This is a genomic window from Ruegeria sp. AN11 (assembly GCF_056536005.1).
Map to the genome: position 1 here is coordinate 3,956,271 of NZ_JBQFJD010000001.1, position 24,563 is coordinate 3,980,833.

Consider the following 24,563-nt stretch of genomic DNA (forward strand, 5'->3'; position numbering starts at 1 on the left):
CCCCGGGTTCGAATTGAGGACACTGCAGTATTTCATCCGCAGCTAAACCAACCCATTTGCGTTACTTGATTTTGCCAGAGAGAATGGCGTCCGACTATTAGTGGTAGTGTCATTGATGGAGGATCGAAGGTTGGAAATCGTTGGAAGCGTCGCCTTTGTTAGTGGCGGCAGCGGTGGGCTTGGCTCGAAGATCTGTAGGCTCCTCGCTCGCAACGGCAGCAAAGTGGTTGTCGGATACCGCAGTGGATCGGACCGCGCGGAAGCAGTCTGCGCGGACATCAAAAGCCAAGGCGGCACGGCTCGCGCAGAACAGTTTGACCTCACCGAGCCTTCTTCAGTGCATGCCTGTATTGGCAGGATAGTCAGCGAGTTCGGCGGGCTGGACATTCTGGTGAACAATGCCGGCATGGCCTCTGGCGGGCTCAACTTGCCAACTGGTGATCTGGAAGCCCTCACCCCGGAGATTTGGACGGAAATGCTAACGACAAACTTTAGCGGTCCATATTTTCTTACCAGAGCAGCCGCTCCTCATCTGCGAGCGTCCACTTGGGGTAGAGTTGTAAACATTTCATCTACAATTGGGCATGGGGATTGGGGTGCTGCAGTAGCCTATGCGCCTAGCAAAGCTGCTGTCGTACCTCTCACAAGGTTTCTGTCTGCAGCCTTGGCACCCGATATCACGGTGAACTGCGTATCTCCTGGTTTGATGGAAGGGACGCAAATGTCTGGCGGGGCTACCAAAGAGTATGTTGCAATGTGGCGAGATCGGTCGTTTCTTGGGAAAACAACCTCAATTGACGACGTTGCACAGCAAGCACTGTTGTTTTGTAAGAGCCATACAATTACTGGGCAAACTGTCGTGATCGACGGGGGTATTCACCTTACCTGATGTCGGCTTTGGGCTCAAGGCGGTCATCTGAGTCTTTCAGTCAGATGACGGTTTAGGAACTGATAGCGGTCATTGTTGGTGGTCATTCCGAGGAATTTCGTCTGAAGGTCTGCATTGAACTGCAGCGGTCGTTCGCTGAAATCTTGTGAACGGCAGAGTTGCGGATTTTCGGACTTACGCAATCGCAGCAAATGCAAACGTAGAATGCCAAGATGAATGCTCTCAGTTGCGGTAGCGAAAATTCGGCGAATGCCCAGTCGGTCTGCAGGTCATCCTCGCGGCGCGAGATCGGGATGAACTTGGATCTCTTGCACGTCAGGGCGTGGCCGTGCATTGGAGGGATTTAGCAGACGCCCAATCCGGCTTTAGCAAGCCCGTTGTGGAGGTGCTCAAGATCATCCGGATCGTCGTAATGCATCGTCTCAAGGAATGCCTGCAAGTCGAAGGCAGGATCCAATTCTTGAATCTTCGCGACATGCTCCTTTGCTGCTTCAGCCTCCCCCAGGTGGGCGTGAGCCGCCGCAAGGAACCCATGTAGGACGATGTCGGGTGATGACATCTGCTTGAAGGCATCTATTGCCTCGCCGTATCGCCGAGCGGTGAAATAGGCACGTCCGAGATGGCTCCAGAACCTCGGGGGATGGTGTGGGTTCAACCGCATGGCGCGCTTGATCCAGTCAATGCCTTCCTCCGCGCGTCCGAGCCAAGTCAGGACTTCACCCATTTGCACGACCACAAGATCATAGTTCGGATTGAGAGCAACTGCGCGTTCCTGGTGGCGCAGCGCCTTTGCCATGTCTCCTGTGAGAATGTTCAAACCGGCCAGTAACCGATGAACGTCAGCATCATTGTCGTCAAGGCCGGCGGCGCGTTTCACGGATTGGGCAGCGATAGAAATCGTTTCGTCTTTGTCCTCGCACCATCCGTAACCCCAGGCCTGACCAAGAATGCAGCCCTTCCAAGCATGCGCATGGGCATAGGTCGGCTCAAGCTCAACAGCGCGGGAAATGAGATCTTGTGCCTTGGCGTTGGCCGCGCTCTCGCTTCTATGATGCAGGACTTTGGCTGCTAGAACGCATTCGTAGGCGGCCAGACTGGATGGTTTTTTTTGCCTGAGTTGCTCGTGCTCTGCTTGTTCAATTCGGCCGGGCAGCGTCGACACGATCGAAGCGGTGATCTCGTCTTGAATCTCGAAAATGTCGTCCAAAATCCGATCGTAGCGGTCTGCCCAGATATGCGCATCTCTCACCGTGTCGATCAACTGGACTGACACACGAACACGATTGCCGGCTTTACGGACGCTACCTTCGACTACATAGCGGGCACCAAGCTTTGTCGCCACTTCGGGTACATTCACGGCTTGGCCCTTGTAGACGAAAGTCGAGTTTCGCGAAATTATGAAAAGCTCATGGTATCGACTTAGCGCCGTCAGAATATCCTCAGTCAGACCATCGGCGAAAAACTCCTGCTCTGGGTCTGTGGACAGATTGGCAAAAGGAAGAACGGCGATCGATGGTTTCCGGCCGGACTGAGTGGCCAGTTCGGATTTAGCAAGGTCGGCGGCGCCGGAAAGCTCCACACGATAGGCCCGCACGGGGCGCGAGATGTTTTTGAGCTGCTGTTCGCCGATGTCCTCGTACCCGACTTCGATGTTGGACTTCAGATGGTCGTATGCTGTCCCGGAGACTATCACTCCACCGGGCGGAGCCAAGGCCTCAAGGCGGGCGGCAATGTTCACACCGTCACCGTAGACATCGCCATCTTCCAAAATCACATCGCCAAGATTGACCGCAACACGGTAGCGTATCTTGCGGTCTTCGGGGACGTCGGCCTCTCGGGCTTCCATTTCCTGCTGAATCGAAACCGCGCATTGCACGGCCTCGACGACGCTCGGAAACTCTGCAATCATGCCGTCGCCTGTTAGCTTGACGATGCGGCCGTGATGCGCGTCAATCTTTACGTCGATCAACTCAACGCGATGGCATTTTTGACGACTGAGCGTGCCTTCTTCGTCGGCCTCGATGAGCCGACTATAGCCCACCATGTCAGCGGCAAATATCGCCGACAAACGTCGCTCCATTTAGTCCTCCGGTACATGGAAATGTAGCAGGTCGACATCTGTCTGCATATCAGTTTCCGTTACGCAGTACTTTCACAACTGGTGCTCCAATGTCATGCGGCCGTTCTCGAAGATGTCTGCATTGGGCTCGAAGCAATCACCTGACTGATTTGCTCAGATGACCGGTTAGCGGCTTTGAGCGGACGTTCAACCCGGAAAACTCGGACTTTCGACCAGGAACGACCGCGCTCACCGAAAGCGGTCGCTCTCCCAAATCTTGGCTACGACCGGTTTGCAGACCAAGCCGACGTTCACGGCGGGTGTCTCGGCTGTTGCTTCCTCGTCTTGCCCCCGTTCCAGTGTTCAGAACGCAATTCTTGTGTTAACCTTTTTACAATTTCAACGCCGCTTTTTTGCCGATGCCGACAGGATACCCACATTGACGATTACATCTCTCAAATGGCCGCCCGACGAGTATCAAAAGGATTTTTGGCCTCCAAACTGGCTACGCGAAGAAGATGGGTATCCGGGATCAGGTCATCCGTCGCGACTGATCGCGCACAAAAATGTGCCATACATTGCGATTATAACAGGTGAAGACGACTTGGAAGCTGCGCTGAAAACCGTCGCGGCTCGATACGTCGAAGCAATTCGCGATCTGCTGGACTCTGACTGGAAGTCATCTGACCCTACGGAAGAAAAACCAGTTGTAACTCCGTTGATGCCGACGAGCTGGCATGATGCGCTTGGTCCTGTGCCCCCCACGCCCCAGCCCGGTCTCATTAGCTGGCTCGACATCTGGCCTGCCATTGGCTCAGCAGTCGGTGCCAATCCGCCGACACTTGCGTCGTGGAACCTGTCGCGGCAAGAAAACGGCGAGCTGCCAGCCACAGTGATCATGACAGCCGCAGAAACCTATTCCGTTGTGGACAAGGTGGCGTCTTACTCATTCGGAGTGCGCGTTCCCATGTCGGTGACGTCCTACGATGGCGGTTTCCGCGTAACTGTCCGCTCTGTCACGGTCGAGCGTCCTGCTGAAGGCTATATCAGCGCCAGCGAACTTTTGATGAATGGTGACCCTGACGAAGAAGCATACATTCAGGCACTTCTGGCTCGTAGCGATGTAGGCTCATTTCAGTCGATCTTGGGTGAACTCACGGCATTAAGTGCCAAAGATGCGTTTGTTGACGAAAATACAATGAACGCGGAACAACTTCTCATACCAGCAGTTCCAGTCGGGACAAGCGAGACCCAGGTATTTCGATTTGCCTTGTCTTCGAAAGCCAATTCCGCCCCTCAGAACTCAACGCAATACAATGTGCGACCGGGCTATCCAATTCCTCAAAGCTATCAGATCGTTTCCGATTTTGAGCTTTCGTTGCCTCTGAAACCTGAAGACACACCCATATCTACCGAGGTCGGCCCGCTGGTTTCTCATGGCGCGGACCCGGGGGCCGCGGAGGTTTTCGTAAAAACACCGCCAGGTTGGATTGAGGCAGATGGTCAGCTTTACAAGTACACGCTGAGACGTCCCTCGCGCGAAGACAAGGTCCTTGAGGCGTACCGTGTCGCCCGCGACATCGGGCCTGAAGTGGAAATGGAGCTGGAAGATGACGGTTTTGAAGTCCGCCGCTGCCCGGACTACGTGATTGCAGACAAAGAGGACGGCCCCGGCGTGAAAACTGTCCCGCTTCCAGGCGGAGAGGACCCTGCGCCACGCCGCAACGACTTTTCTGCGATCATGACCTATTGCCACAGCCTCGATTTCTTTCACTTCATGGAAGCAGTCGGGTTGCCGCCGGCTCTTTACGCGGTGCGCGCACAAAAGAAGGTCGAGATTTTCTATCGATACGGAATTTTTCCGGGCCCAGGGCGGGACGGCAAAACGGTCAATGCACAGGTTGCATTCGATTGTGCTGAGGCCTCACAAGGTGTTCAGCCAAAAGTACAAATCCGGCTGGCATTGGCCAATCTTAACCGTTGGGCACGGCCAGAGAACCCCGCCGCCACAGGGTCGACACATCCGGACAAACGATTTCTGCCACTTGAGCCACTTGGAATTGCATCCAGTGGGCGCTGGATGCTGCACGAAATGGGGCACTATCTGATTGCCGCGCGTCTCGGCAAACTGGAATTCGATTTCGCGCACAGTGCGGGAGATGCGCTGGCGGCGGTTTGGTATGATCCCTTTTCTCGGCTGGGTGGTCCGTCAGACGGTCTCGGCCCACAGTTCCGGGGAATCACATACCCCTTTGTTTTCACAACACGAAGACATGACCGGTCCCCGCTACTGGGTTGGGCGTGGTATGGAGCCCTCAATCGCTCAGTGATTGCCGCACCTCCAACCAGCTGCGATACCCTTAAAGGGTATCTGAGCGAACAGATTCTGTCCTCTACTGTCTTCCGGCTATATCTCGCACTTGGGGGCGACACGGTTCAGGACGGCAAACCAGACCGCTACATCCGCTATCGTGCTTCCTTTATGACGCTCTTCCTTCTGGTCCGTGCGATAGCATCCTTTGCGCAATCCCCGTCGAAAGCGGAGATGCTCGAGCTAGCGATGGAAGACGCGAGCCTGTTAATGAACACAGCCGTCGGCATTCCAGCACCGGCACCGGGTACACTCGACACCACACCCGCGCTGACAGCCGGGGATACGTGGTCGGGCGGGATATCGCATAAAGTCGTGCGGTGGTCCTTTGAAGCGCAAGGCATGTTTGTTGAAGAGGTCAAGCAAACAACAAACGGCCCGGGCCGCGCTGCACCCGTTGATGTCTATCTGCGGGACGGCAGACCAGAGGAAGACGACGTGCTCGGTGGCACCTTGCACTACGGGCCAGGCAGCTACGCGCCCGTGTCTCTCGACTGGACCGGGGAACGTGCGTGGATGGTTGACCCAGCACAAGGCTTTGTGCTCGGAAACCGCGGGCGCGTGGCTTCAGGAGAAGTTCGCTTGAGGATGTGGCTCGGCATTGTAACCGGCGATATGACCGAGCCACATTGGGATCTCACGAACAGCATCAATTGGATGCTTGTTGTTCCACTTCCTCCCGTTCCAAACTTGGACCCAGAATCAACTGAAGTGGTTGGGATTCACGACGACATCAACGTAGCGATGGGACAAGCAAGTGAAGGCACGACATTCATCTGCCTCCTTGAGAGCAGTTGCGACGACGATTTGGCCAACTCGGACCCGCAGGCGTTGTTGGCCGCAGAGATCCCGGACCAAGCAAATCCACCAAGACAACCACGAGCGCTGACCGATCTGGTGGCGGGCGACAACAACCTTGGTCTGATGTTGTTATAGCTTCCCTGTTGCCTTAGGGGCCTACAGGCGGAGCCCACGAATCTGGCCATTCGCTGGTCGCATGCGAAATAATCGCGTCAAGTGTCGGACAATCAATCCGTTCTGCATCACCGAGCGGTTTCATGAGGAGTTCCCAGATCGCCGCCGCCAAGTGGCGGCTGGCGTAGCTGTCGGAGGGATAATGCACCCCGATCCGCTCACGATTTACAGCGATGCGTTGCGCGATCGTAAAAATAGGCGAGTGGATCACTTTGCGTTCAGTCAGATCGCTCCTCTCAGGTTTCCTCAACAGATGACCATCTCCCTTAGTCGTGCCTGCAGGCTGGACGCCGTAACGCGCTGCGATGCCAGGAATTTCACACAGGAGCAATGAGATTAAATGCGCAAGGAAGGAATGGCCACTGGGAAAGGCCGGATGCGCAGGAGGGCCGAAAGGAACGGTAAGGCCGGGACGCAGGATCGAAGGTCGCACCCGTTTGTAATGCGCTTTGTAGGACATGTAGGCCACGTTCCCCAGCGCGAGACCTATGTCGATCAGTTGCAACGTATAAGGATGGTCGAAGGAATTGATGCCAAGGAAATGGACCAGATAGTCGGGCAACCCATCCGCTTGGATATCTGATTCCACGAGGTAGCTCTGCCGGTCATCCTCCATGTAGTGCTTCAACGCTTCCAACTCGCCTTTTATGATCGAAAACGCTTCGTTTTTCTCCGCCTGTGAATTCCCCGACGGCCTCCACTTCAAATCATCATCTTCCAACCAGTCTTCTCCCCCCGGTTCCGGATTAAACCCAACAAGTGGGTTCCACTTGTCCGCCTGCCCAGCAAACTCAAGAGCGGCAAGCGTGGCCGGCTCGGACCGGTCTGCCGCACGCAACCATTCCGTCAGATGCTTGTCGAACGGCAGTGCCCAGAAACGCAAAGCCGGGTCCCAGTCCTGCGTTGTCCACTCCAGCCAGGGTCGGTCCGGTTGATACGGGCTGATGATGTAGTCCAGCGGAAAAGATGGGTTGCCCGCATTGTCGGGAGTGAAGTTCAGCGCCCAGGGTAAGAGAGCGAGTTCAATGGGTGTTGCGTAGTAGCTGCGGACGAACCCGATGCCCCCATCCGCGCCGACCGGGATTTCACCCATAACAGGATCGGTACCCATACCGGCCCCCATGCCCATACCCATGCCGGTTCCCATGCCCATACCCATGCCGCGTCCCATACCCATGCCGCGCCCCATGCCCATGCCCATGCCGCGCCCCATGCCCATGCCCATGCCGGTTCCCATGCCCATACCCATGCCGCGTCCCATACCCATGCCGCGCCCCATGCCCATGCCCATACCGCGTCCCATGCCATTTCCTGTATTCATGTTCGATGTCATCTGAAGTCTCCCTAGAAATTGATACGGAAAAAAATTGCCCGTGAAACAATCAGTCAGCGCGGCAAGCCCGCGATCAAGAGCCCGCTTTTTAAAGCCCGTTTGTGTTCGCTATGAACGAAAGGATACCATGAAACAAAATGATCGACCGAGAATTTTTCGTCGAGCCTCAATAACTCATTACCGACTTCTCGTGCTTTATCTTCTTCCCCATTCATCGCGAGACTTGCGGCCAAAATCCTCAACGTCGCAATGAATCGCGGATTTACTTGCCGAGCCTTTTCCAGCCAAGAAATGGATTCGGCATAATTCTCAGACACAAACTCCGCAATTCCGGCGCCGGTCCACCATGTAAAATTTAGATTGTCAAAAGGACTGAGCTTAAAGGCATTTTGAAACCTGTGTATCGCGTCCTCACCGCGGCCGAGGTAGGACAGAGTAACCCCACTCCACGCCCAACCCAAAGCGTTGTTTTGATCCAGCGACAAAGCCAAATCGAACATGGACAGCGCTTGATGCGGTTTTCCTTTGAGCAGACTTGTCAAATGACCTGCCACGACCTGACAAAACGAGTCTTCGGGATCAAGTACGATTGAATACTGAGCATGTTCAATGGCCAGTTTTTTGTCCCGCTCAGGATCGTCCGAGCGCCCTTCGCCAAACAGGTAGTTCAGGCGCCATGCTGAATAGGCATAGGCCTGCGCATATGTGGGATCGAGTTCGATCGCCCGTCGCAACGCAGTTCCGGAATTCCGGTACCCATCTTCAGTGAACCGGTACAGTTCCGAGGCCGCCTTGAGAACGCAGTCATATGCGTCGAGGCTTTCCGTAGAGCGATTTCGAACGCGCTTGATACCATGCGCTTTCAGGCGCGGTTCAAAAGATCCAACAACTGCTGCCACGATGGTGTCTTGGAAGTCGAACAGGTCATCGGCGCTTCCGTCGAACGTCTCGGACCAGATCGATCGGTTCAAGGCGACGTCGACCAGTTCCGCCGTTATCCTAAGCCGATCGCCTTGGCGACGCACGCTGCCATCCATCACGTAGTTGACCCCTAGCAGCGAGGCGACTTCCTGCAAGTCCATCAAACGTTTTGCAAATCGCAAAGTCGAAGCGCGCGCAATGACGTGAAAGGCGTGGCTGCGCGACAGACCATTGATGATGTCTTCGGTGATGCCAGACCCAAAATACTCCTCCATTTCATGGCCCGATGACGCGCGAAACGGCAGAACCGCAACGGTGGGGCGGGAAGTCCACTCGATAAAAGGTTGGTGCAACCGCGTCTCTTCTTCGGACGCTGCTTCTGAAGGAATCACCTGAAACACGTGCACAATGCGTTTGATATTCTTCAGCCGGGGCGTCCCGAGATCTTTGAAGCTGACATTGGCTTTGTTGGCAGCCAATTCCCGGACGATGCCTGTAGCTATGATTTGACCGGGGGCCGCTGCATCATGAATGCGCGATGCGATATTTACGCCGTCGCCCAGTATGTTCCCATCTTGCACCAGGACATCTTCGACATTTACTGCAATGCGCAATTGCAAATTGCTTTCACTGCCCGCATCCATACCAGCCTTGAGTTGCGGGGTATTCTGTGCATCCACCGCCCACTCTAGGGCCGCAACAACACTTGTAAACTCGACAAGGATTGCATCTCCGGCGGTTTCAATTAGCCTTCCGCCATGTCGTTTCAGCAAGGGCAGCAAAACATGTTCTTTGAGCGATTTCCATTGATTGCCTGCGCGAATATCGTTTTCTGCAACAAGACGCGAAAACCCTGCAACGTCCGCAAATGCTACAACCGCAAGCCGACGCGTTTCGGCCGCGCGAGGTCTGTCAGTCTGCACCATCCAATAACACCCTCGAAAACACTCATAATTGGCCAAAGTAGATCGGCACATTCAGAAGCTTAACGCCACACTCTCTGTCGGTCTATCTTATCACTTTTCCAGAAGCCTCCTTCGGCAGAGTCGCTTTGGTCGGTAGTGCACTGTAAGGGCGGGAGGTTTTAATGCCGCTGAAGCCCGACTTGGTGCGAATGCCTGGATTTAGGTGGCGACCGTTGATGGCAGGTGCTCTGGAATACAGCTTTTCAAGCTTCAACGGGGAGAAAACCCGACCTTCGTGTCAGCCTGTATGAAGTGTACGTTCGAGCCAAAAAAACTCATGCGGCATTTCAGAAACGTGTCCAAAGTAATTGCAATCTGAATGTCCGCATCCAGATCAGTGTTGAAGTCAGTGCGCACATGCAGAAAGTGACCGCTCTCCGCCTCTTTGGGGCCAATTCCGCACGCATCCCCAATGTCGAATTTGGACTGATATTGTTGAAAAACTCCAGTTTTGGCCAAAACCGTTGAAAAAATTACCCATTGAGAGGCGGTTGAAGTTTTTGGCCAGGGGGTCGGCCAAAGCATTGGTTCCGCGATGTGCGAGGCTGTCATGGCCTGCGCTGGGCAAGTGGCGTCAATATTGCTGACGCGATGGAAGTAGGCGAAAAAGCGAGTGGGCCGAAATCTCGAGTTTTTCACCAATATTGGCTCTTTGCGGTCATTCGCCGAAGATGGCCTGATTGACTGCTATGCGGACAAAGTTGACATCACCCTTCTCGCTACGGGCAATCGTTGACGAAAGATATGGTACATTTGAATTGACCATCAAAGTAGACCTGGGAGGAGGCAATGTCGTTCGAGGAGTTCAGAAGACAGGAACTTGAGGGCTGGGACAAGCGGGCCGTTATGTATGAAGGGTTGACCGCTCGCGTCACGACGCAGGCTATACCTGCGCTTTTGTCCGGAGTGCGAGCGCGAGTTGGCCTTCAGATCCTCGACATTTGCACAGGTCCCGGGTTTGCTGCCGGAGCGGCTGACGCTATCGGCGCAACTGCCAAAGGCATCGACTTTGCGCCGAGCATGGTCGAGGTCGCACGACAGCGGTTTCCGCACCTGGAGTTTCGTCAGGGCGACGCTCTAGCGCTTGAAGAGCCTGACGGCTCATACGATGCGGTAATCTGCAACTTTGGGGTCTTTCACTTTACCGATCCAAAATTGGCCTTCGGTGAAGCCTACCGCGTTCTGCGACCTGGAGGACGTTATGCCTTCAGCCAATGGTCGCAGCCGAATGAGTCTCCGCTTTTCACTTGCGTATTCGGTGCCATCATGAAGCATGCAGACATGACGAAGGTTCCTCCGTCCCCGGACGCGTTTTCTTTCTCGGACCACGAAACATGCCGAGCATCCGTCGTCGCAGCAGGCTTCTCCGATGTGGAGATCATTCCTGTGCCTTCTGTTTTCCACTCAGACTCTGCCGATGGTTTCTGGGAGGAGTTTCTACAGTTCAGCGTGCGAACTCCGATAATAATGGACCAGCAATCCGAAACCGTGCGGAGTGCAATCAAGGCCGACATCGCCGCAGCTATCTCGAAGTTTGAGTCCGGTGGGAAACTCGCTGTTCCTATGCCGAGTTTCGTCGTCACCGCAATAAAACCAGTGTAGGGAAGCGGGTCGGCTTCGGGCTCAACGCGGTCATCCGCCGTACTTGCCATTAACGACCACTTTGCGGACAATTCAGACATCCGAAAACATATACTTTTGGATAGCGAGCGAGACCTTTGATCTGTTGATCCCAGCGTCGCATTACGGGTAGGCTTTTTCAGAGTTTGCCTAATGAAACGTTTTGGGGGATCAGGATGTTCAGACAAATTACACTAGCCCTTCTGGCAATTACCGTTTCTCCGAGTTTTGCGCTTTGTCAAGATATTGGGCCCGCGGAAGAAGACGTTTCGGGACCACCACAAAACTATTCACCGTTCATCGAACGTACAGTCAAAAATCGTGGCCTCGCAGAGGGCCTTTATTGGGGCGACACCCACCTTCATACGATGTTTTCGACAGATGCCGGAATGATTGGAAATACACTCACGCCGGTTGATGCCTATCGGTTTGCAATGGGTGAAGAAGTGATCACTTCGTCAGGTCAGAGACTGCGCATTGACCGCCCCCTCGATTTTCTAGTGGTATCTGATCATGCTGAAAACCTTGGGTTGCCAGTGATGCTAGCGGAGGCAAACAGAGATCTGCTCGCGACTGAGTACGGACAGCGCCTGTATGACCTCGTGCAAGCCGGTGAAGGCTACGCGGCTTTTCAGCTTTGGGGCAATGACGGTGTGGCACAGAACCGCGACATTATCGACAATCCCAAACTCGATCGTACTATTTGGGACCGGCAGATCGAACTCGCGGATCAGTATAATGACCCGGGAAATTTCACAGCGTTCATTGGGTTTGAGTGGACGTCTATCAATAATCGGGAAACGCCATCCAACCTTCACCGTGTCGTGCTCTTCAAAGAGGACGGGCGAAAAGCCAGCCAAGTGACGCCGTTTTCCGCGTATGACAGCCCCGATCCGGAAGATTTGTGGGCCTACATGCAAAGTTACGAAGACCTGACGGGAGGCTCGGTCATGGCGATCCCGCACAATGGCAACCTGTCCAATGGTCTGATGTTTGCCACTGAGCGTTTGAACGGAGAACCGATTGATGCGAAGTATGCGGAAACACGTATGCGGTGGGAGCCTATAATCGAAGTAACGCAAATCAAAGGCGATGGAGAGGCTCACCCTGCGTTGTCACCGGATGATGAGTTCGCCGACTACGGCACCTGGGACAAAGGCGATATCGGCGGATTTAAACCAAAAATGCCTGAGATGCTGCCTTATGAGTATGCGCGGTCAGCGTTGCAGGTCGGCATGCAACAAAAACAGAAACTTGGCATCAATCCATTCAAATTTGGCCAGATTGGAGCTACCGACGCGCATACCGCAGTGTCCACGACACGGGATGATAACTTCTGGGGGAAGATGCCATCGTCTGAACCTTCACCCGATCGGTGGAAGCATTACGTGATCCAATCATTTAATGGTGACGAAACGCTGTCTACATTCGAATATGAGGCTCTCGCTTCCGGTCTCGCAGGGGTTTGGGCGCGGGAGAATACGCGTTCGGCCATCTTCGATGCCATGCAGGCAAAGGAAGTATATGCCACTACCGGCACCCGGATAGCAGTCCGTTTCTTTGGGGGATGGGATTTCGAAGGCGAAGATGTATTCCGTCCAAATGTCGTCGACATCGGTTATTCCCGCGGAGTTCCCATGGGGGGAGATCTTCCGTCAAAAGGCGAGGCTACCTCTCCTGTGTTTATGCTCGGCGCACTTAAGGATGTGAGCGCGGCCAATCTGGATCGCGTGCAGATCATCAAAGGCTGGATTGACGCAGAAGGAGCAAGGCAAGAACGCATCTATGATGTTGCTGTATCGGATGGACGCGAAATCGGTGAGGACGGACGCGCCCGGCGACCTGTCGGCTCTACAGTGGACGAGGCTAACGCGACCTACACGAACTCCATCGGAGCCGCCGAACTACGAGGTGTGTGGACTGACCCCGACTTTGATCCTGCTCTTCCAGCGTATTACTATGCGCGGGTGCTCGAAATTCCAACGCCAACATGGCAGGCACATGACGAGAAGTTCTATGGCATGAAGATGGACGCTGATGTTCCGCGTTCGCATCAGGAGCGGGCATATACGTCCCCTATCTGGTACACACCAGAGCAATAGGAAGGCGAAAATGGCTGACCGTACACTGCTGCTCCTAGCAGCACTTGGCCTCGTGCCGATCGCACTATCTTACGGCCTCGTACCGTCTGCATCTGTAACATACCTACTCGGCTTCCCAGTGGAAGGAACGAACCAAACGCATGTGTTCCGCGCCATAATGGGGCTGTATCTAGCAAACGCCGTTTTTTGGCTGATTGCAGCAGGAAAACCGGAGTTGCAGCGCCCCGCGCTCTGGGTACTTTTTCTGTTTATGGTGGGGCTTGCTGCCGGGCGCGCGCTGAGCATCATAGTGGATGGCATGCCAGGGTTCGTTCTATTGTTCTATCTTTTGGCCGAATTGGTTTTCGGTACGTTGGCCTTTCTTTCGTTGCGAAGAAAAGATGAAATCACTTGAGGTTGTTATGACTGTAATTCGAACCGCGCATCGCCCGTTCGCGGGAATATCTCTAATATTTGTTACCGCGATGATGGCGCAGGCGTCATCCGTGCAAGAAGCGGTGGACAAAAATTTTACATCGATTGAGATCGCCATCGAGGATGCTGGATTGGCCTCCATTGCCTCGATTGACCACGCCCGGCTTGCGGCTGCTGAGGGCGTAGAGATGCCGCCTTCGCGTGTTCAGATATTCTCGGACCCTGAAATCAACACACCCATTTTGAAAGAAAACATACGAGCGGGGCTCGACTTACCATTCCGCGTTCTGTCTTTTGCACAGGATAGTACTGCTAAAGTTGCTCATACAGGTTCAGATTTTCTTCAAGTCCGCCATGGGCTCAGCGACAAGTCCGCACTCGATACGTTCTCGCAAAGACTAGCAGAAGTAACGCGAGCCGCCGGCGGCGATGCGGCACCAATAGATGGTCTCAGCAGGGACTATGGTGTCATCGAGTTGACGTCCGCACTCAGTGTTGCCGAAGCGGTCGAAAACCTCACCAACATCGTAATGGCGCAAGACGATACTGTCTGGTTCGGTGAAATTGACTTTAGAGCGGAAGCTGCGACGCAGGGTGTTGAACTGCCTGAAGCGGTTCTTTTGCTCTTCGGCGGACCTGGGCCCGGTGGCGTAGCGATGGCCGAGTTCCCGGCAATCGGCCTTGATGCATTTTGCCAAAAGTTGCTGGTTTATCCGGGCAATGACGGTGGCTCAGTCGTAATTTTCAATGATATTGCTGCCTTTGCCGAGCTTCATTATGGCTCATCAGGCAAACCGCACCACGCGCTGAATGAAAGGCTTACAGCTACTTTTCGGAAAGCCCTTCAGTAAAGCAGAACGCGCATCACAAAATCGATGTGATTGCGGCAGTGCTGAACTGATATTTCTTTCAAAACTGAGGTCCGCTTTGGGCTCTCAGCGGACTTTGCGGCCGTCGCGAAAGGCCCAGCAGTTCTGGTTCGTCGTCGTCATGTCAATCTAATGCAAATCGAAATATGCCTGCCGCTGCAAGCTCGTCATCCAGCTCACTTGACGTCAGAAAAGAGAGTGCCTGTGATGCACCTGGGTGGGCTTTGATGCCGAGGAAAACCGATATGTCGATATGCGTTCCAAGTTCTTCGGGAAACACGGCTGCCAGAACGATATCCGGGGAGGAAAGGATCGTCGTGAGGGGGGCGACCGCGAGTTCTGCTTCACCGGCTGCGACAGATGCAACGGGTTCACCGCCACCCATGGCCTTGCTTTTGGGAAAGACAGCATCTGTTAGACCGATCCTTTCCAACGCCTTAAGATAAGTGCGGCCGCTTGTGCCGACCCCAGTGAAAGCAATGCTTTCAGCCTCACGAAAAAGGGCTTTGAGATCCTCGACATTTTCCTTCACTCGATCCTGTCGCCCTGGCCTTTGAGCAACCGCAAGCGGGACGCGGCCAAAGGCACGATGACTTCCAACTTCCGCATAACCCGCCGCAATCAATGCCTTTGCGTAGCCTGGATTGGTCATGCCCAGATCATATTCCTCTCCAGCTGAAACGCGTTCGGAAATTGTCGGGTTAAGATCGATCATTTGCTTGATCGACACACCTGCGGCAACTTCGATGCGTTGAACGACGCCGTTGACGAACGCTCGTATGGCGGTCGGCACGAAGAAGCGAATTTCATTCGACATCACGTTTGGAGACCCCTCGGGCCTTGCGGCGCTTGATCTGCATGATTCTCATGAGCTCAGAAGTGGGCAACTGTTGCAAATACAATTACCGCTTCGGGCTCGATACGGTCATTCGCCGTTGTCCGCTCGAACGTCCGCTTCCGCGCCAACGGTCAGCCACTTCATCAATGCCAGCGACCCCCGTCAGCACCCCGGAACGACTCGTCAGCGGTCGTCTCAGCGCCAGTGGACGGTCGATCCGGTGGTCTCGCCAGCGCATCTGTCGGCACTAGTAAACTGCCTCTCCAGCGGTCAGAAATGCCCCATGCTGACCCTCTAAATGCCCCCGAAACCGCCCCAGTTTCGGCCGCCGGCTGGAAAAGTTGATAGGTTTCATCGGTCGGCAAGGATTCCTACCACCCCAGCCAGGTCATCGGAACATCGAGACGTAGACACCCGTGGCAGCCGTTTGCTACGGAAAATGCCCCCGTTTATGCCCCAGTGGTTTCGGGTGTTCTGCCTCCCCCTGTCTCTTCCTCTTTCCTGACCTCTAGCAGGGGTTCTATGGGGGTGGGGAATAGGTATAAGTAATGAATAGAAACCGGAGGATAGAGAGACCCGAGTATCCTCCTTCCTGATCCATAATACACAGAGGGAGGAGGAGGTTATGGGGGAGATAGAGAACCCATGGCACTCGCGGCCCATCGACGTTCACCGCTGGTCGGACCATCCAGAGGTGGCAGAGTTGATCGACCGCATCTGGGACGACTATCTGCCGAGCGATCAGACCTCCGGACCGAAGCCGAAGACTGCATTCAGACATCAACTGCGGGTGCTGGTTCTAGACCTTTATGTTGCTTGGCTGGAAGACCCGGAATTGTCTATCGGCGTCTCCATGTCCTCGAACTACTGGGACACGTCTTCTCGCTATAACGCGATCCATATATCCAAGAAGATCATCCCGATCATTCACACCCTGATTGAGGCAGGACTATTGGATGTTGCCAAGGGCAGCTACTCGGGTCCTCTGGCTCGGGGGAACAGAACAACAAGGATACGAGCCTCCGAGGTCCTGCAGGGATGGTTCGCCGAAGTGGCATTCCGACGAGATGACGTTGGTCGGGTCGAAGGTGAAGAAATCATCATCCTCAGAGGCGACAAAGCAGAGGCACTGGTCGAGTACGAGGATACCGACGAGATCATCAGAATGCGGGCTGAGCTTGAGCGCTACAACCAAGTAATCGCTGACGCTTTCATTGATATCCCTGTTTTGGATGAACCAAGGGTCGATGATGTCACCACCGATCATCATCATAAGTTCACCCGCAGGATATTCAGCCGCTCTGACTTCAACCTGAATGGGCGCTTTCATGGTGGTTGGTGGCAGCAGATCAATAGTGACTGGAGGTCGAAGATCTTCATCAATGATACGCCCGTCGTCGAAGTGGACTTCCGCAGTCTCCATGTCTCGTTGCTCAGCCTTCGAGCAGGAAAAGAACTTGATGGCGATCCCTATGAATTGCCCGACATACTGGGTGCATGGCTGCCTTCAGTGCTGCAGCGTCAATTTATCAAGCGGCTTGTACTGACAGCAATCAATGCCGGTTCCAGGGATGCCGCCTTCCGGGCGTTTCGTGATGGCTTTCCAACCGGCCACGCAGGCAAGACACTGACGAACGAGCAACTGGATGCACTACTGGCTGGCTTCCTGGAGAAGACCCCTCACATCAGGGACTTTCTGTTCGCGGATCAAGGTATTCAGTTGATGAACCTTGATAGTCAGATAGCGGAGCGTGTCCATCGGCACTTCTGCGATCTGGCCGTTCCAGTCCTATCCGTGCATGACAGTTTTATTGTCGATTACACCCGAGTGGGCGAACTGAAGCGGGTGATGGCCCGGGCTTCAGAAGAAGTGGCCGGTGCTCCGTTACCAACATCGAACAAGTTCTACGGGCTGGACGAACAACCCGACCCGAACGCCGACCACGTCAAAGACTACGTCATCTGGCGGCAGACGACCCGGTCCGAGGGGTGTCTTCAACGGCTGACGGAACATGAACGGAGAACTGGGCGAGAGGTGGTGCCGTTTGGCGAGTAGAGAATTACCTCCGACGTTCATCGTAATAAGCCCTTAGTTCTCTCAGACGTTGATCACCTAATTCACCGACCTGCTCAATTTCCTCTATCTGGCGATCTACTGCGGCAAAAGTGGTCCACGGTGCATTCTCTGCGTGCCAGCGTCCGATCAATTCATTGGCAATCCGATCACGCAATTCTTCTTTGAGCAGGTTCGGTTGATTTGCAAAGACAATCCGGCGCCCCAACTGGAAGAATCTTTGATCTTCTAACTTGGAAAGGATTTCCATCCGGCTAGCCCAATTTGCGGTTTGAAATTGCCTCAGCCATTGCTGATCGCTTTCAGAGGCAAAACCGCTATAAATTTGTTCCTCGACATACTCTGGTTCGGGACGATCTGCGAACCGAGCTGCAAGAGCCGAACCGACCCTTTGATGAAATTCTCTCATCTCAGACAGAGCTCTAGCGCGATTCACCACTTCATCTGTCAGATCTGCGACCTCGAACAAGGCGGGATAGCCGTTTACTTTAATCGAGCGGATCAATTTGGGACTTTGCGAAACTGCGTTGGCTATAGTTTCATCGTTTGAATCCGCAAGTGCAGCAGGGTCTACTGCGAATAAATCCATAAAACCGACTGTATTGGTGTTCTGGGGGTTTCGACCGGAAAACGCGCCAAAGTAGGTTCTGGGAGGACCACTGAACCGCTCAACGAGTCCCAATGGGCGACCGCTCTCAAGCATAGAGTTGATGTTTTGCTTTGTTCTGTTTCTGAGCCCTTGCTCCCATATCGCAGGAGCCTTTTGGCGGATGAGGTTGGTGATAAAAATAGTAGCTTCGACATCGCCCAGAGCATCATGTGCATCGTGCTGTTCAAAGCCGTTTGCCGGTGCCAGTTGATCGAGTTTAAACGAGGTTTGCCCTCGGTCATTTTGAGGCCATTCGAGGGCTTCTGGAGCCAACGCTGACACCGCGTAGACAAGTTTCAGAATGTCCATGCGATCGTTGCCAGCACTTTGGGTAAGATAAATTTGCGGGTGCAGGTTTTGGTAAAACGCCTGACGCATCATTTCCTCGTCAAACGCAATTGAGTTATATCCGACCCACGTCGCTGGCCTCCATCGGGCAATCAAGTCTGCGATGGTCTGCATAAACTCGAAGAGAGTTGGAAGTTCTAGATCGTTTAACGATGCGGGATTTATGCCGGTTACTGCCAGCGCCCACGGAGCAGGCAAGATATGCGGAGCCAAGCGACACCTGATGTTTACGCGGTCAATTGGTTGAAGGTATTCATCTGTCAAGATTGCTGCGAACTGCAATGGCTGATCGAATGCAGGACTCGTTCCGGTCGTTTCGAAGTCATAAAATACAAACAAATCAAAGCTCTTTCATAGCTGCTTCGGTCCGGAGGTCTTATCACTCGGCAGGTAGCCGTCCCAGATGCGGTCGATCAACTCTGCCACCTCTGGATGGTCTGACCAGCGGTGAACGTCGATGGGCCGCGAGTGCCATGGGTTCTCTATCTCCCCCATAACCTCCTCCTCCCTCTGTGTATTATGGATCAGGAAGGAGGATACTCGGGTCTCTCTATCCTCCGGTTTCTATTCATTACTTATACCTATTCCCCACCCCCATAGAACCCCTGCTAGAGGTCAGGAAAGAGGAAGAGACAGGGGGAGGCAGAACACCCGAAACCACTGGGGCATAAACGGGGGCATTTTCCGTAGCAAACGGGTGCCACGGGTGTCTACGTCTCGATGTTCCGATGACCTGGCTGGGGTGGTAGGAATCCTTGCCGACCGATGATTGTTATCGGCTTTTCCCACTAGCCCGAGAAACTGGGGCGGTTGCGGGGGCATTTCGAGGGTGAGCACGGGGCATTTTGCTGAGCGAAGCGACGGGCGGAATGGAGCGTCAGCGGGTCAGCACGGGGCATTTCTGACCGCTGGAGAGGCCGCTGACGGCCCAGCTTACGAGACCGCTCACTGGCGCTGAGACGACCGCTGACGAGTCGTGCCGGGGGGCTGACGGGGGTCGCTGGTGCTGGCGGCTTACACTAAAAAAAACCGACTTTTCCTCTCTCACCTGCAGGCCAAGCTATCCTTTTTCGTCAGAACTTGGGCAGACCACAGTTTTTTCCCATAAGCAGCTACCTTGCTCACCTCATAAAAAGCACCCTAACTTGTATCTTGCAACGGACGAAAAGCAATCACCGTCAAATCATCCATGCGCTCTTCATTCTTTCTGTAATCTTGGAAAGCATCTTCGATGGCCGCCAAAAGCTCTTCCGAGTTCGACCAACTGTCTTGCTTAACTATCGACATTAATCTTTGAACTCCAAAGGCTAAGCGCTTTTCGCCACCCAATTGGTCGATCAGGCCATCGGTAGAGATAATCAGATCAACAATTTGATCTAAGTGGATTACGTGCTCGATAAATTTTGGCCCTCTTGGGGTGTCCGCATAACCAATACTTTGTTTATCGCCTCGGATGCGATCAACGTTGGCCACCGACTTAACCAACAAAGACATGTGTGCCCCTGCGAACTTGGCTATCCCTTTGCTTGAGTCGATCTGGCAAATTGCTGCGTCCATACCGTCGTTTGAAGTCGAGTTTTCAGTGTCCTGGTTTAGGAGGGTGCGAGTTAAATCGCTCAGTTTCGATAAGGCCGAAGCGGGGCTGAGCCTGTCGTTTTCATAGTAAAGCCGCTCGAGAGTAGCGATCGCCAGCATGGTCATGAAGCCTCCTGGTACACCGTGACCCGTACAGTCAATTACGGCAAGCGTCGAAATCTGTCCTTCCGACCTGATCCAGTAGATGTCCCCACCGACCAAGTCGCGAGGCTCCCATTTGACCGCAAAATCGGCGAAGGCGCTCTGACACTGACTTGCAGTAGGCAACAACCCCTGCTGAATTCGCGTGGCATAGTTTACACTGTCGACGATCTGATGGTGCGCTTCACGTATCGCGTTGACGCGTTCGACCTCCCGCTCCAGCATTGAGTTGTAGCTTTGAACAACTTTACCAATCTCATCTTCTGATTGGTACGGGACCCTCTGTGGATCATCGTATAGTTCGAACTTTTCAATAGCTTTCAACATTTGACCGAGAGGTCTGTTGATAAGCCATAAAAATGCAGCAGCACCTGCTAAGATCAGCGCAAGGCCTCCGAGAATTCCCAAAAGAACCACAACTCCAACTTCAGTCTGCAACTCATTGTTCAGAATCTCCTGATCAATTCGTGCCAACATCATTGTCGACCCTGCTGCTGTCGGGACGGAAACGACGATATCCAAACCGGTTTTTTTTATCCTGTCACAACCTATGGCAGGCCAGGAGGCCAAGGTTTTGGAGCTTTCCTCCAGCTTTTGTTCGGCGCAAATTACATAAGGAAAACCAGAATAGACGGCCAGCAGGCTCGTCGCTTGTGTAAAGTTTCGTGCTTCAACCAACTCAGCCAGCGGCCTCGCAATACGGTTTGCAATCGTTGCCATTTCCGCTGCGACCTGGTCCGTTTGAGCTTGTCTTTTGAAGTCATAATAAAAAAGAAGCACCACGGCATTAAATACACCCCCGATCAAGAGGGTCGCGAGAATGTGCTTTAGGAAGATGCGGCGACTTAAGAAGGCCCTGAGACTACGCACTAAACGCCTCTACAGTGTTTGGCATCTAGTTCCCGATGTTCTTCATAGCGGCCTGAAGAGCACCACGATTATTGACGATCATCTGAACAACCTTGTAGTCCCCGGAAATTTCCCGCACCAGAAAGTCTGCGGTCACGGTGTCGCCACCTTCGGTTATCATTTCAGAGCAGACGAAGTAATCGCTTCCTGCCGGAATAACCATGGGGTGAACATTTGCAGGGTATACAGTTTCAATCGCATTGGTTGTTGTATCCAGATAAGTGTAAGCACCATCGACCATCACGCCATCGACATGCGCAATCATGGCGGATTGGAGCTTTGCTTTCACCTCGGTCGGAATGTCGGCCGCTACAGCCGGTCCTGACGAAAGTATAAGGGCGACCACACATATTAGCCTAATCATGCTAACCTCCCCGCTGATAAGCCTGCACAATTGATACCCTAAAAATGCATAAATGTGTATCTTATGATATCAAGACCAGGATTGAACTTGGTGCCGTCCAAGCATGATCAAGGAGAACAGATGCTTGCCAGCGAAGTCTACGAACTACGTGCTAACCTGCGAAAACAGGGCGTTGTTTTCGCCTACAGCGGTTATGTAACCGAGAGCATTCTTAGCGGCGTCGGCGATGCGTTAAAGCAGAAGTTGGTATCTGAAGATGCGGACACCAAAACGCTTCGCAGTGTATTCGCAGTTTTTGTAGAGCAGATGCAGAATATCATCAGATATTCCGTTGAAAAGTTGCCTGCTGACGGTGAAACAGCGGTACTGGACATAAGTTACGGCATACTGACCATCGGAAACGAAGCTGGCAGCTATGTCGTTCACGCGGGAAACCTGATCCTGTTGAACGATGTCGACACTATGCGGAACCGGCTATCAGAGCTCCGCGATATGAACCGAGAAGAGCTAAAGGTCGCATACAAGGACCAACTACGAGCCGAAGCCGATAGTGTCAGCAACAGTGCGGGTATCGGGTTAATTGAAATTGCGCGTCGAGCGTCAAAGCCAATCGAGTTCGATTTTATGCGAGTTGATGACCAGCACGCATTCTTCGCGCTCAAAGCCACGGTTTAAGAGGGTAGAATGCAGAACATTAAAATCCCGGCGACAAACCGCACTCCGGCCGTGGCATTTGATTTTGATGCTGGTCACCTCAGGCTTATTGGAGAATCCTATCCAGAGGATGTTACGACCTTTTTCAATCCATTGTTTGATTCCCTAAAAAACTGGCTTTCCGAAGGTTCAAATACCGCCTGTCGTTTTGACTTTGAACTTATCTATTTCAACTCCTCCAGCGCTAAAGCCATCATGATGATAATGGAGCTTTTGGATTCCGCTGCAGAAATGGGAAAGAAAGTCGAAGTTTACTGGTTTCATGATCCTGAAGACGAAACCATGGAAGAGCTTGGCGAGGAGTTCGGAGAAGATCTTAAACACGCCAAGTTTTCGCTAAAAAAGTTGTCTGATCAATGACTATCGACGATCTTTTTGCCAAGGAGAGAGAAGCGTTGGAAGTCGCGGAAGCAACTTTGAGCAGCGGACAATTCCCAAATGAAGAGACGCGAAACTCAATAAAGAACCTCGTTGAAGAATACAGGAAACTGCTTCGGACGACACGACGAATGATGCGGTTGAGTGATCGTAATGAGCGGGAACTGAATGCATTGGCTGAAAAGCAGCGCATTGCGGCCGAAGAGGTAAACCGAAAAAACCAAGAGCTTGAAGCGTTGTCTGGGAAGCTTGCTAAGTACTTATCACCGCAAGTTTACAAATCGATCTTTTCCGGGCGCCAGGAAGTCAAACTCGCCAGCAAACGAAAAAAGCTGAGTGTGTTCTTCTCGGATGTGGCTGGATTCACGGAACTTACGGATCAGATGGAGTCTGAAGACTTAACGGAACTTCTGAACAGTTACCTGACCGAAATGGCAGCAGTCGCTTTGAGCTACGGCGCGACGATAGACAAGTTTATCGGTGACGCGATCCTTGTCTTCTTTGGTGACCCGGAGAGTAAAGGAGTGCGCGAAGATGCTTTGGCTTGCGTGAGAATGGCAATTGCGATGCGAGACAAGTTGGCTGAGTTGCAGGCTGAATGGAGGAGGCAAGGAATAAGACAACAACTACAATGCCGTATTGGCATCAATACAGGCTTCTGCACGGTTGGAAATTTCGGAAGTGACGACCGTATGGATTACACCATCATTGGTGGTGCCGTGAACGTAGCCTCAAGGCTAGAGCATCAGGCAGAGGAAGGAGAGATTTACATCTCTTACGAAACCAGGGCGCACGTAAACCACGAAATAGAAACCGAAGAGGTCGGTGCAATCCAAGTCAAGGGCGTGGCTCAACCCGTTATGACCTACCGCGTCCTGGGTCAAAAAAGATCGAGACCCCACCTAGAAAAAGTCTCTCATGAAAAGCCAAACTTTCGATTGGTTTTCGACCCGAACTTAATGACGTCAGAAGAACGGTCTGAGAACTCAGAAATCCTAAAGTCAGCGCTTGAATCTCTCCGTAAAAAAACTTGAGATTTGAAGGGCCGATGACTAGTGAACTTGGTTAACTGACCACAATTGATCAGGGACTTGGCTATTTATTAGACCCTGTTACCTGGGTTCGCATTACGTTCCTTCCGCCACCTATGACCAACGTCCACTTTGGAAAAAGAAAGCAAAGCAGTGATCCCCCGGCAACCCGCTATGGGCCGCCGAGGGCTCTGTCTATGAAGGTGGTCTTCGGTTGACGACATAGTCAGCCAACCACTGCCAGTAGGCTTCGGCATCCCGGAAGGCATTCCGCACGCTCAACGTCATCGATGAGTACAGCCGGGAGTGCTTGGCGATCCGTGTGGACCGCAAGCTGAACTCCAGCGATGTCATCGACGTGCTGAGTGACCTGTTCATCATGCGCGGTGTGCCAAGCTACATTCGCTCCGACAATGGCCCTGAGTTCATTGCCGTGGCGGTGCAAGACTGGATCAATGCAGTTGGAGCAAAGACCGCATACATCGAGCCAGGCAGCCCATGGGAGAACGGTTACTGTGAAAGTTTCAATGCGCGGTACAGAGATGAGTTCCTGAATGGAGAAGTCTTCTACAATCTAAAAGAAGCGCAGATTTTGATCGAAGAATGGAGGAAACACTACAACACAAAACGCCCGCACAGTGCTCTGGGACATAAACCGCCGGCCCCGGCAACCATCGTTCAATTGGACCAAAGGCCGGCCACGCACTAACGATCAACTTGGACCACACAAGTGGGGCTGATCACTACTTCAAATGCCGATGCCAGACGAAAGACTTGCAAGAAACCTTTGAAGAACCGATTGGCTGTAGGTTCGTTGACAATGCAAATTACCTGGCACCACTGCACACCCATTTTGCCCAATGCATCAAAAAATATCTGAAAATTGCGATAGCTTTTCGCTGTTTGGACCGTGCGTGCTAATTCTCAGGCGTTGTTAGCGTATGAGTTGAACATGGTAAGTTTAAGTAAATGGAAGCTGTTTCCGACCGAGAGGAGCCTCTGC

General features: G+C 53.2%; 17 protein-coding genes and 1 pseudogene. 11 read left to right on the top strand and 7 right to left on the bottom strand.

The genetic code is table 11. The annotated features are described in order from the left end of the window. Positions 1-130 precede the first annotated feature (130 nt). Positions 131-889 carry an SDR family NAD(P)-dependent oxidoreductase gene (locus ACR3EQ_RS19575; protein WP_480491662.1) on the top strand — a complete coding sequence of 253 codons (759 nt, stop codon included), beginning with the start codon at positions 131-133 and terminating at the stop codon, positions 887-889. Between the two features lie 343 nt (positions 890-1,232). On the opposite strand, the gene ACR3EQ_RS19580 is transcribed toward ACR3EQ_RS19575, so the two are convergent. Continuing rightward, positions 1,233-2,969 (bottom strand): adenylate/guanylate cyclase domain-containing protein, encoded by a 1,737-nt coding sequence (locus ACR3EQ_RS19580; RefSeq protein ID WP_480491663.1) that lies wholly within the window; start codon positions 2,967-2,969, stop codon positions 1,233-1,235. A gap of 271 nt (positions 2,970-3,240) precedes the next feature. Here ACR3EQ_RS19580 and ACR3EQ_RS19585 point away from each other — a divergent pair, with 271 nt between their 5' ends. Then, complete coding sequence (locus tag ACR3EQ_RS19585; RefSeq protein WP_480491665.1) at positions 3,241-6,255, top strand: hypothetical protein; 3,015 nt, start codon at positions 3,241-3,243, stop codon at positions 6,253-6,255. A 13-nt stretch (positions 6,256-6,268) separates the two neighbouring features. Here the strand turns inward: ACR3EQ_RS19585 and ACR3EQ_RS19590 are convergent, their stop codons facing one another. Then, the gene (locus ACR3EQ_RS19590; protein ID WP_480491667.1) at positions 6,269-7,627 is read right to left on the bottom strand and encodes a phosphatase PAP2 family protein; all 1,359 of its coding nucleotides are present in this window, start codon (positions 7,625-7,627) and stop codon (positions 6,269-6,271) included. 53 nt (positions 7,628-7,680) lie between these two features. After that, positions 7,681-9,474, bottom strand: a complete 1,794-nt coding sequence (locus ACR3EQ_RS19595) for an adenylate/guanylate cyclase domain-containing protein (RefSeq protein ID WP_480491669.1) — start codon at positions 9,472-9,474, stop codon at positions 7,681-7,683. An 828-nt stretch (positions 9,475-10,302) separates the two neighbouring features. Between ACR3EQ_RS19595 and ACR3EQ_RS19600 the strand changes: the two genes are divergently transcribed. The 4 genes from ACR3EQ_RS19600 (at position 10,303) to ACR3EQ_RS19615 (ending at position 14,500) form a co-directional block, all read left to right on the top strand. Beyond that, entirely contained in the window at positions 10,303-11,115 is an 813-nt protein-coding gene (locus ACR3EQ_RS19600; protein WP_170617651.1) for a class I SAM-dependent methyltransferase, read from the top strand. Positions 11,116-11,309: 194 nt separating this feature from the next. Beyond that, positions 11,310-13,235, top strand: coding sequence for a DUF3604 domain-containing protein (locus tag ACR3EQ_RS19605; protein WP_480491671.1), 1,926 nt, complete (start codon positions 11,310-11,312; stop codon positions 13,233-13,235). 10 nt (positions 13,236-13,245) lie between these two features. Next, positions 13,246-13,629, top strand: a complete 384-nt coding sequence (locus tag ACR3EQ_RS19610; protein WP_480491673.1) for a DUF4345 domain-containing protein — start codon at positions 13,246-13,248, stop codon at positions 13,627-13,629. Next, positions 13,616-14,500: a DUF302 domain-containing protein gene (locus ACR3EQ_RS19615; RefSeq protein WP_480491675.1), complete on the top strand. Its 885-nt coding sequence runs from the start codon at positions 13,616-13,618 to the stop codon at positions 14,498-14,500. The genes ACR3EQ_RS19610 and ACR3EQ_RS19615 overlap by 14 nt, the downstream gene beginning before the upstream one ends. 142 nt (positions 14,501-14,642) lie before the next feature. Here ACR3EQ_RS19615 and ACR3EQ_RS19620 read toward each other — a convergent pair whose 3' ends face one another. Continuing rightward, on the bottom strand, positions 14,643-15,335 hold the full coding sequence (locus tag ACR3EQ_RS19620; protein ID WP_480491677.1) for a substrate-binding domain-containing protein: 693 nt from the start codon (positions 15,333-15,335) through the stop codon (positions 14,643-14,645). 646 nt (positions 15,336-15,981) lie between these two features. Here ACR3EQ_RS19620 and ACR3EQ_RS19625 point away from each other — a divergent pair. Next, the gene (locus ACR3EQ_RS19625; RefSeq protein ID WP_480491679.1) at positions 15,982-17,412 is read left to right on the top strand and encodes a hypothetical protein; all 1,431 of its coding nucleotides are present in this window, start codon (positions 15,982-15,984) and stop codon (positions 17,410-17,412) included. Between the two features lie 4 nt (positions 17,413-17,416). Here the strand turns inward: ACR3EQ_RS19625 and ACR3EQ_RS19630 are convergent, their stop codons facing one another. The 3 genes from ACR3EQ_RS19630 to ACR3EQ_RS19640 all read right to left on the bottom strand — a co-directional run bounded on the left by ACR3EQ_RS19630 (position 17,417) and on the right by ACR3EQ_RS19640 (position 21,437). After that, positions 17,417-18,766, bottom strand: a complete 1,350-nt coding sequence (locus ACR3EQ_RS19630) for an exonuclease domain-containing protein (RefSeq protein ID WP_480491681.1) — start codon at positions 18,764-18,766, stop codon at positions 17,417-17,419. Between the two features lie 801 nt (positions 18,767-19,567). Continuing rightward, positions 19,568-21,034 carry a SpoIIE family protein phosphatase gene (locus ACR3EQ_RS19635; RefSeq protein WP_170614899.1) on the bottom strand — a complete coding sequence of 489 codons (1,467 nt, stop codon included), beginning with the start codon at positions 21,032-21,034 and terminating at the stop codon, positions 19,568-19,570. A gap of 25 nt (positions 21,035-21,059) precedes the next feature. Further along, the gene (locus ACR3EQ_RS19640; protein WP_170614900.1) at positions 21,060-21,437 is read right to left on the bottom strand and encodes a hypothetical protein; all 378 of its coding nucleotides are present in this window, start codon (positions 21,435-21,437) and stop codon (positions 21,060-21,062) included. A 120-nt stretch (positions 21,438-21,557) separates the two neighbouring features. Here ACR3EQ_RS19640 and ACR3EQ_RS19645 point away from each other — a divergent pair, with 120 nt between their 5' ends. The 4 genes and pseudogenes from ACR3EQ_RS19645 to ACR3EQ_RS19660 form a co-directional block, all read left to right on the top strand. After that, a complete protein-coding gene (locus ACR3EQ_RS19645) occupies positions 21,558-22,112 on the top strand; it encodes a SiaB family protein kinase (RefSeq protein WP_170614901.1) in 555 nt (184 codons plus the stop codon). A gap of 9 nt (positions 22,113-22,121) precedes the next feature. Continuing rightward, complete coding sequence (locus tag ACR3EQ_RS19650; protein WP_170614902.1) at positions 22,122-22,511, top strand: DUF1987 domain-containing protein; 390 nt, start codon at positions 22,122-22,124, stop codon at positions 22,509-22,511. Then, on the top strand, positions 22,508-23,563 hold the full coding sequence (locus tag ACR3EQ_RS19655) for an adenylate/guanylate cyclase domain-containing protein (RefSeq protein WP_170614903.1): 1,056 nt from the start codon (positions 22,508-22,510) through the stop codon (positions 23,561-23,563). The genes ACR3EQ_RS19650 and ACR3EQ_RS19655 overlap by 4 nt, the downstream gene beginning before the upstream one ends. Before the next feature lie 259 nt (positions 23,564-23,822). Beyond that, positions 23,823-24,269 (top strand): annotated as a pseudogene (locus tag ACR3EQ_RS19660) (integrase core domain-containing protein); the annotation flags it as partial. Between the last annotated feature and the right edge of the window lie 294 nt (positions 24,270-24,563).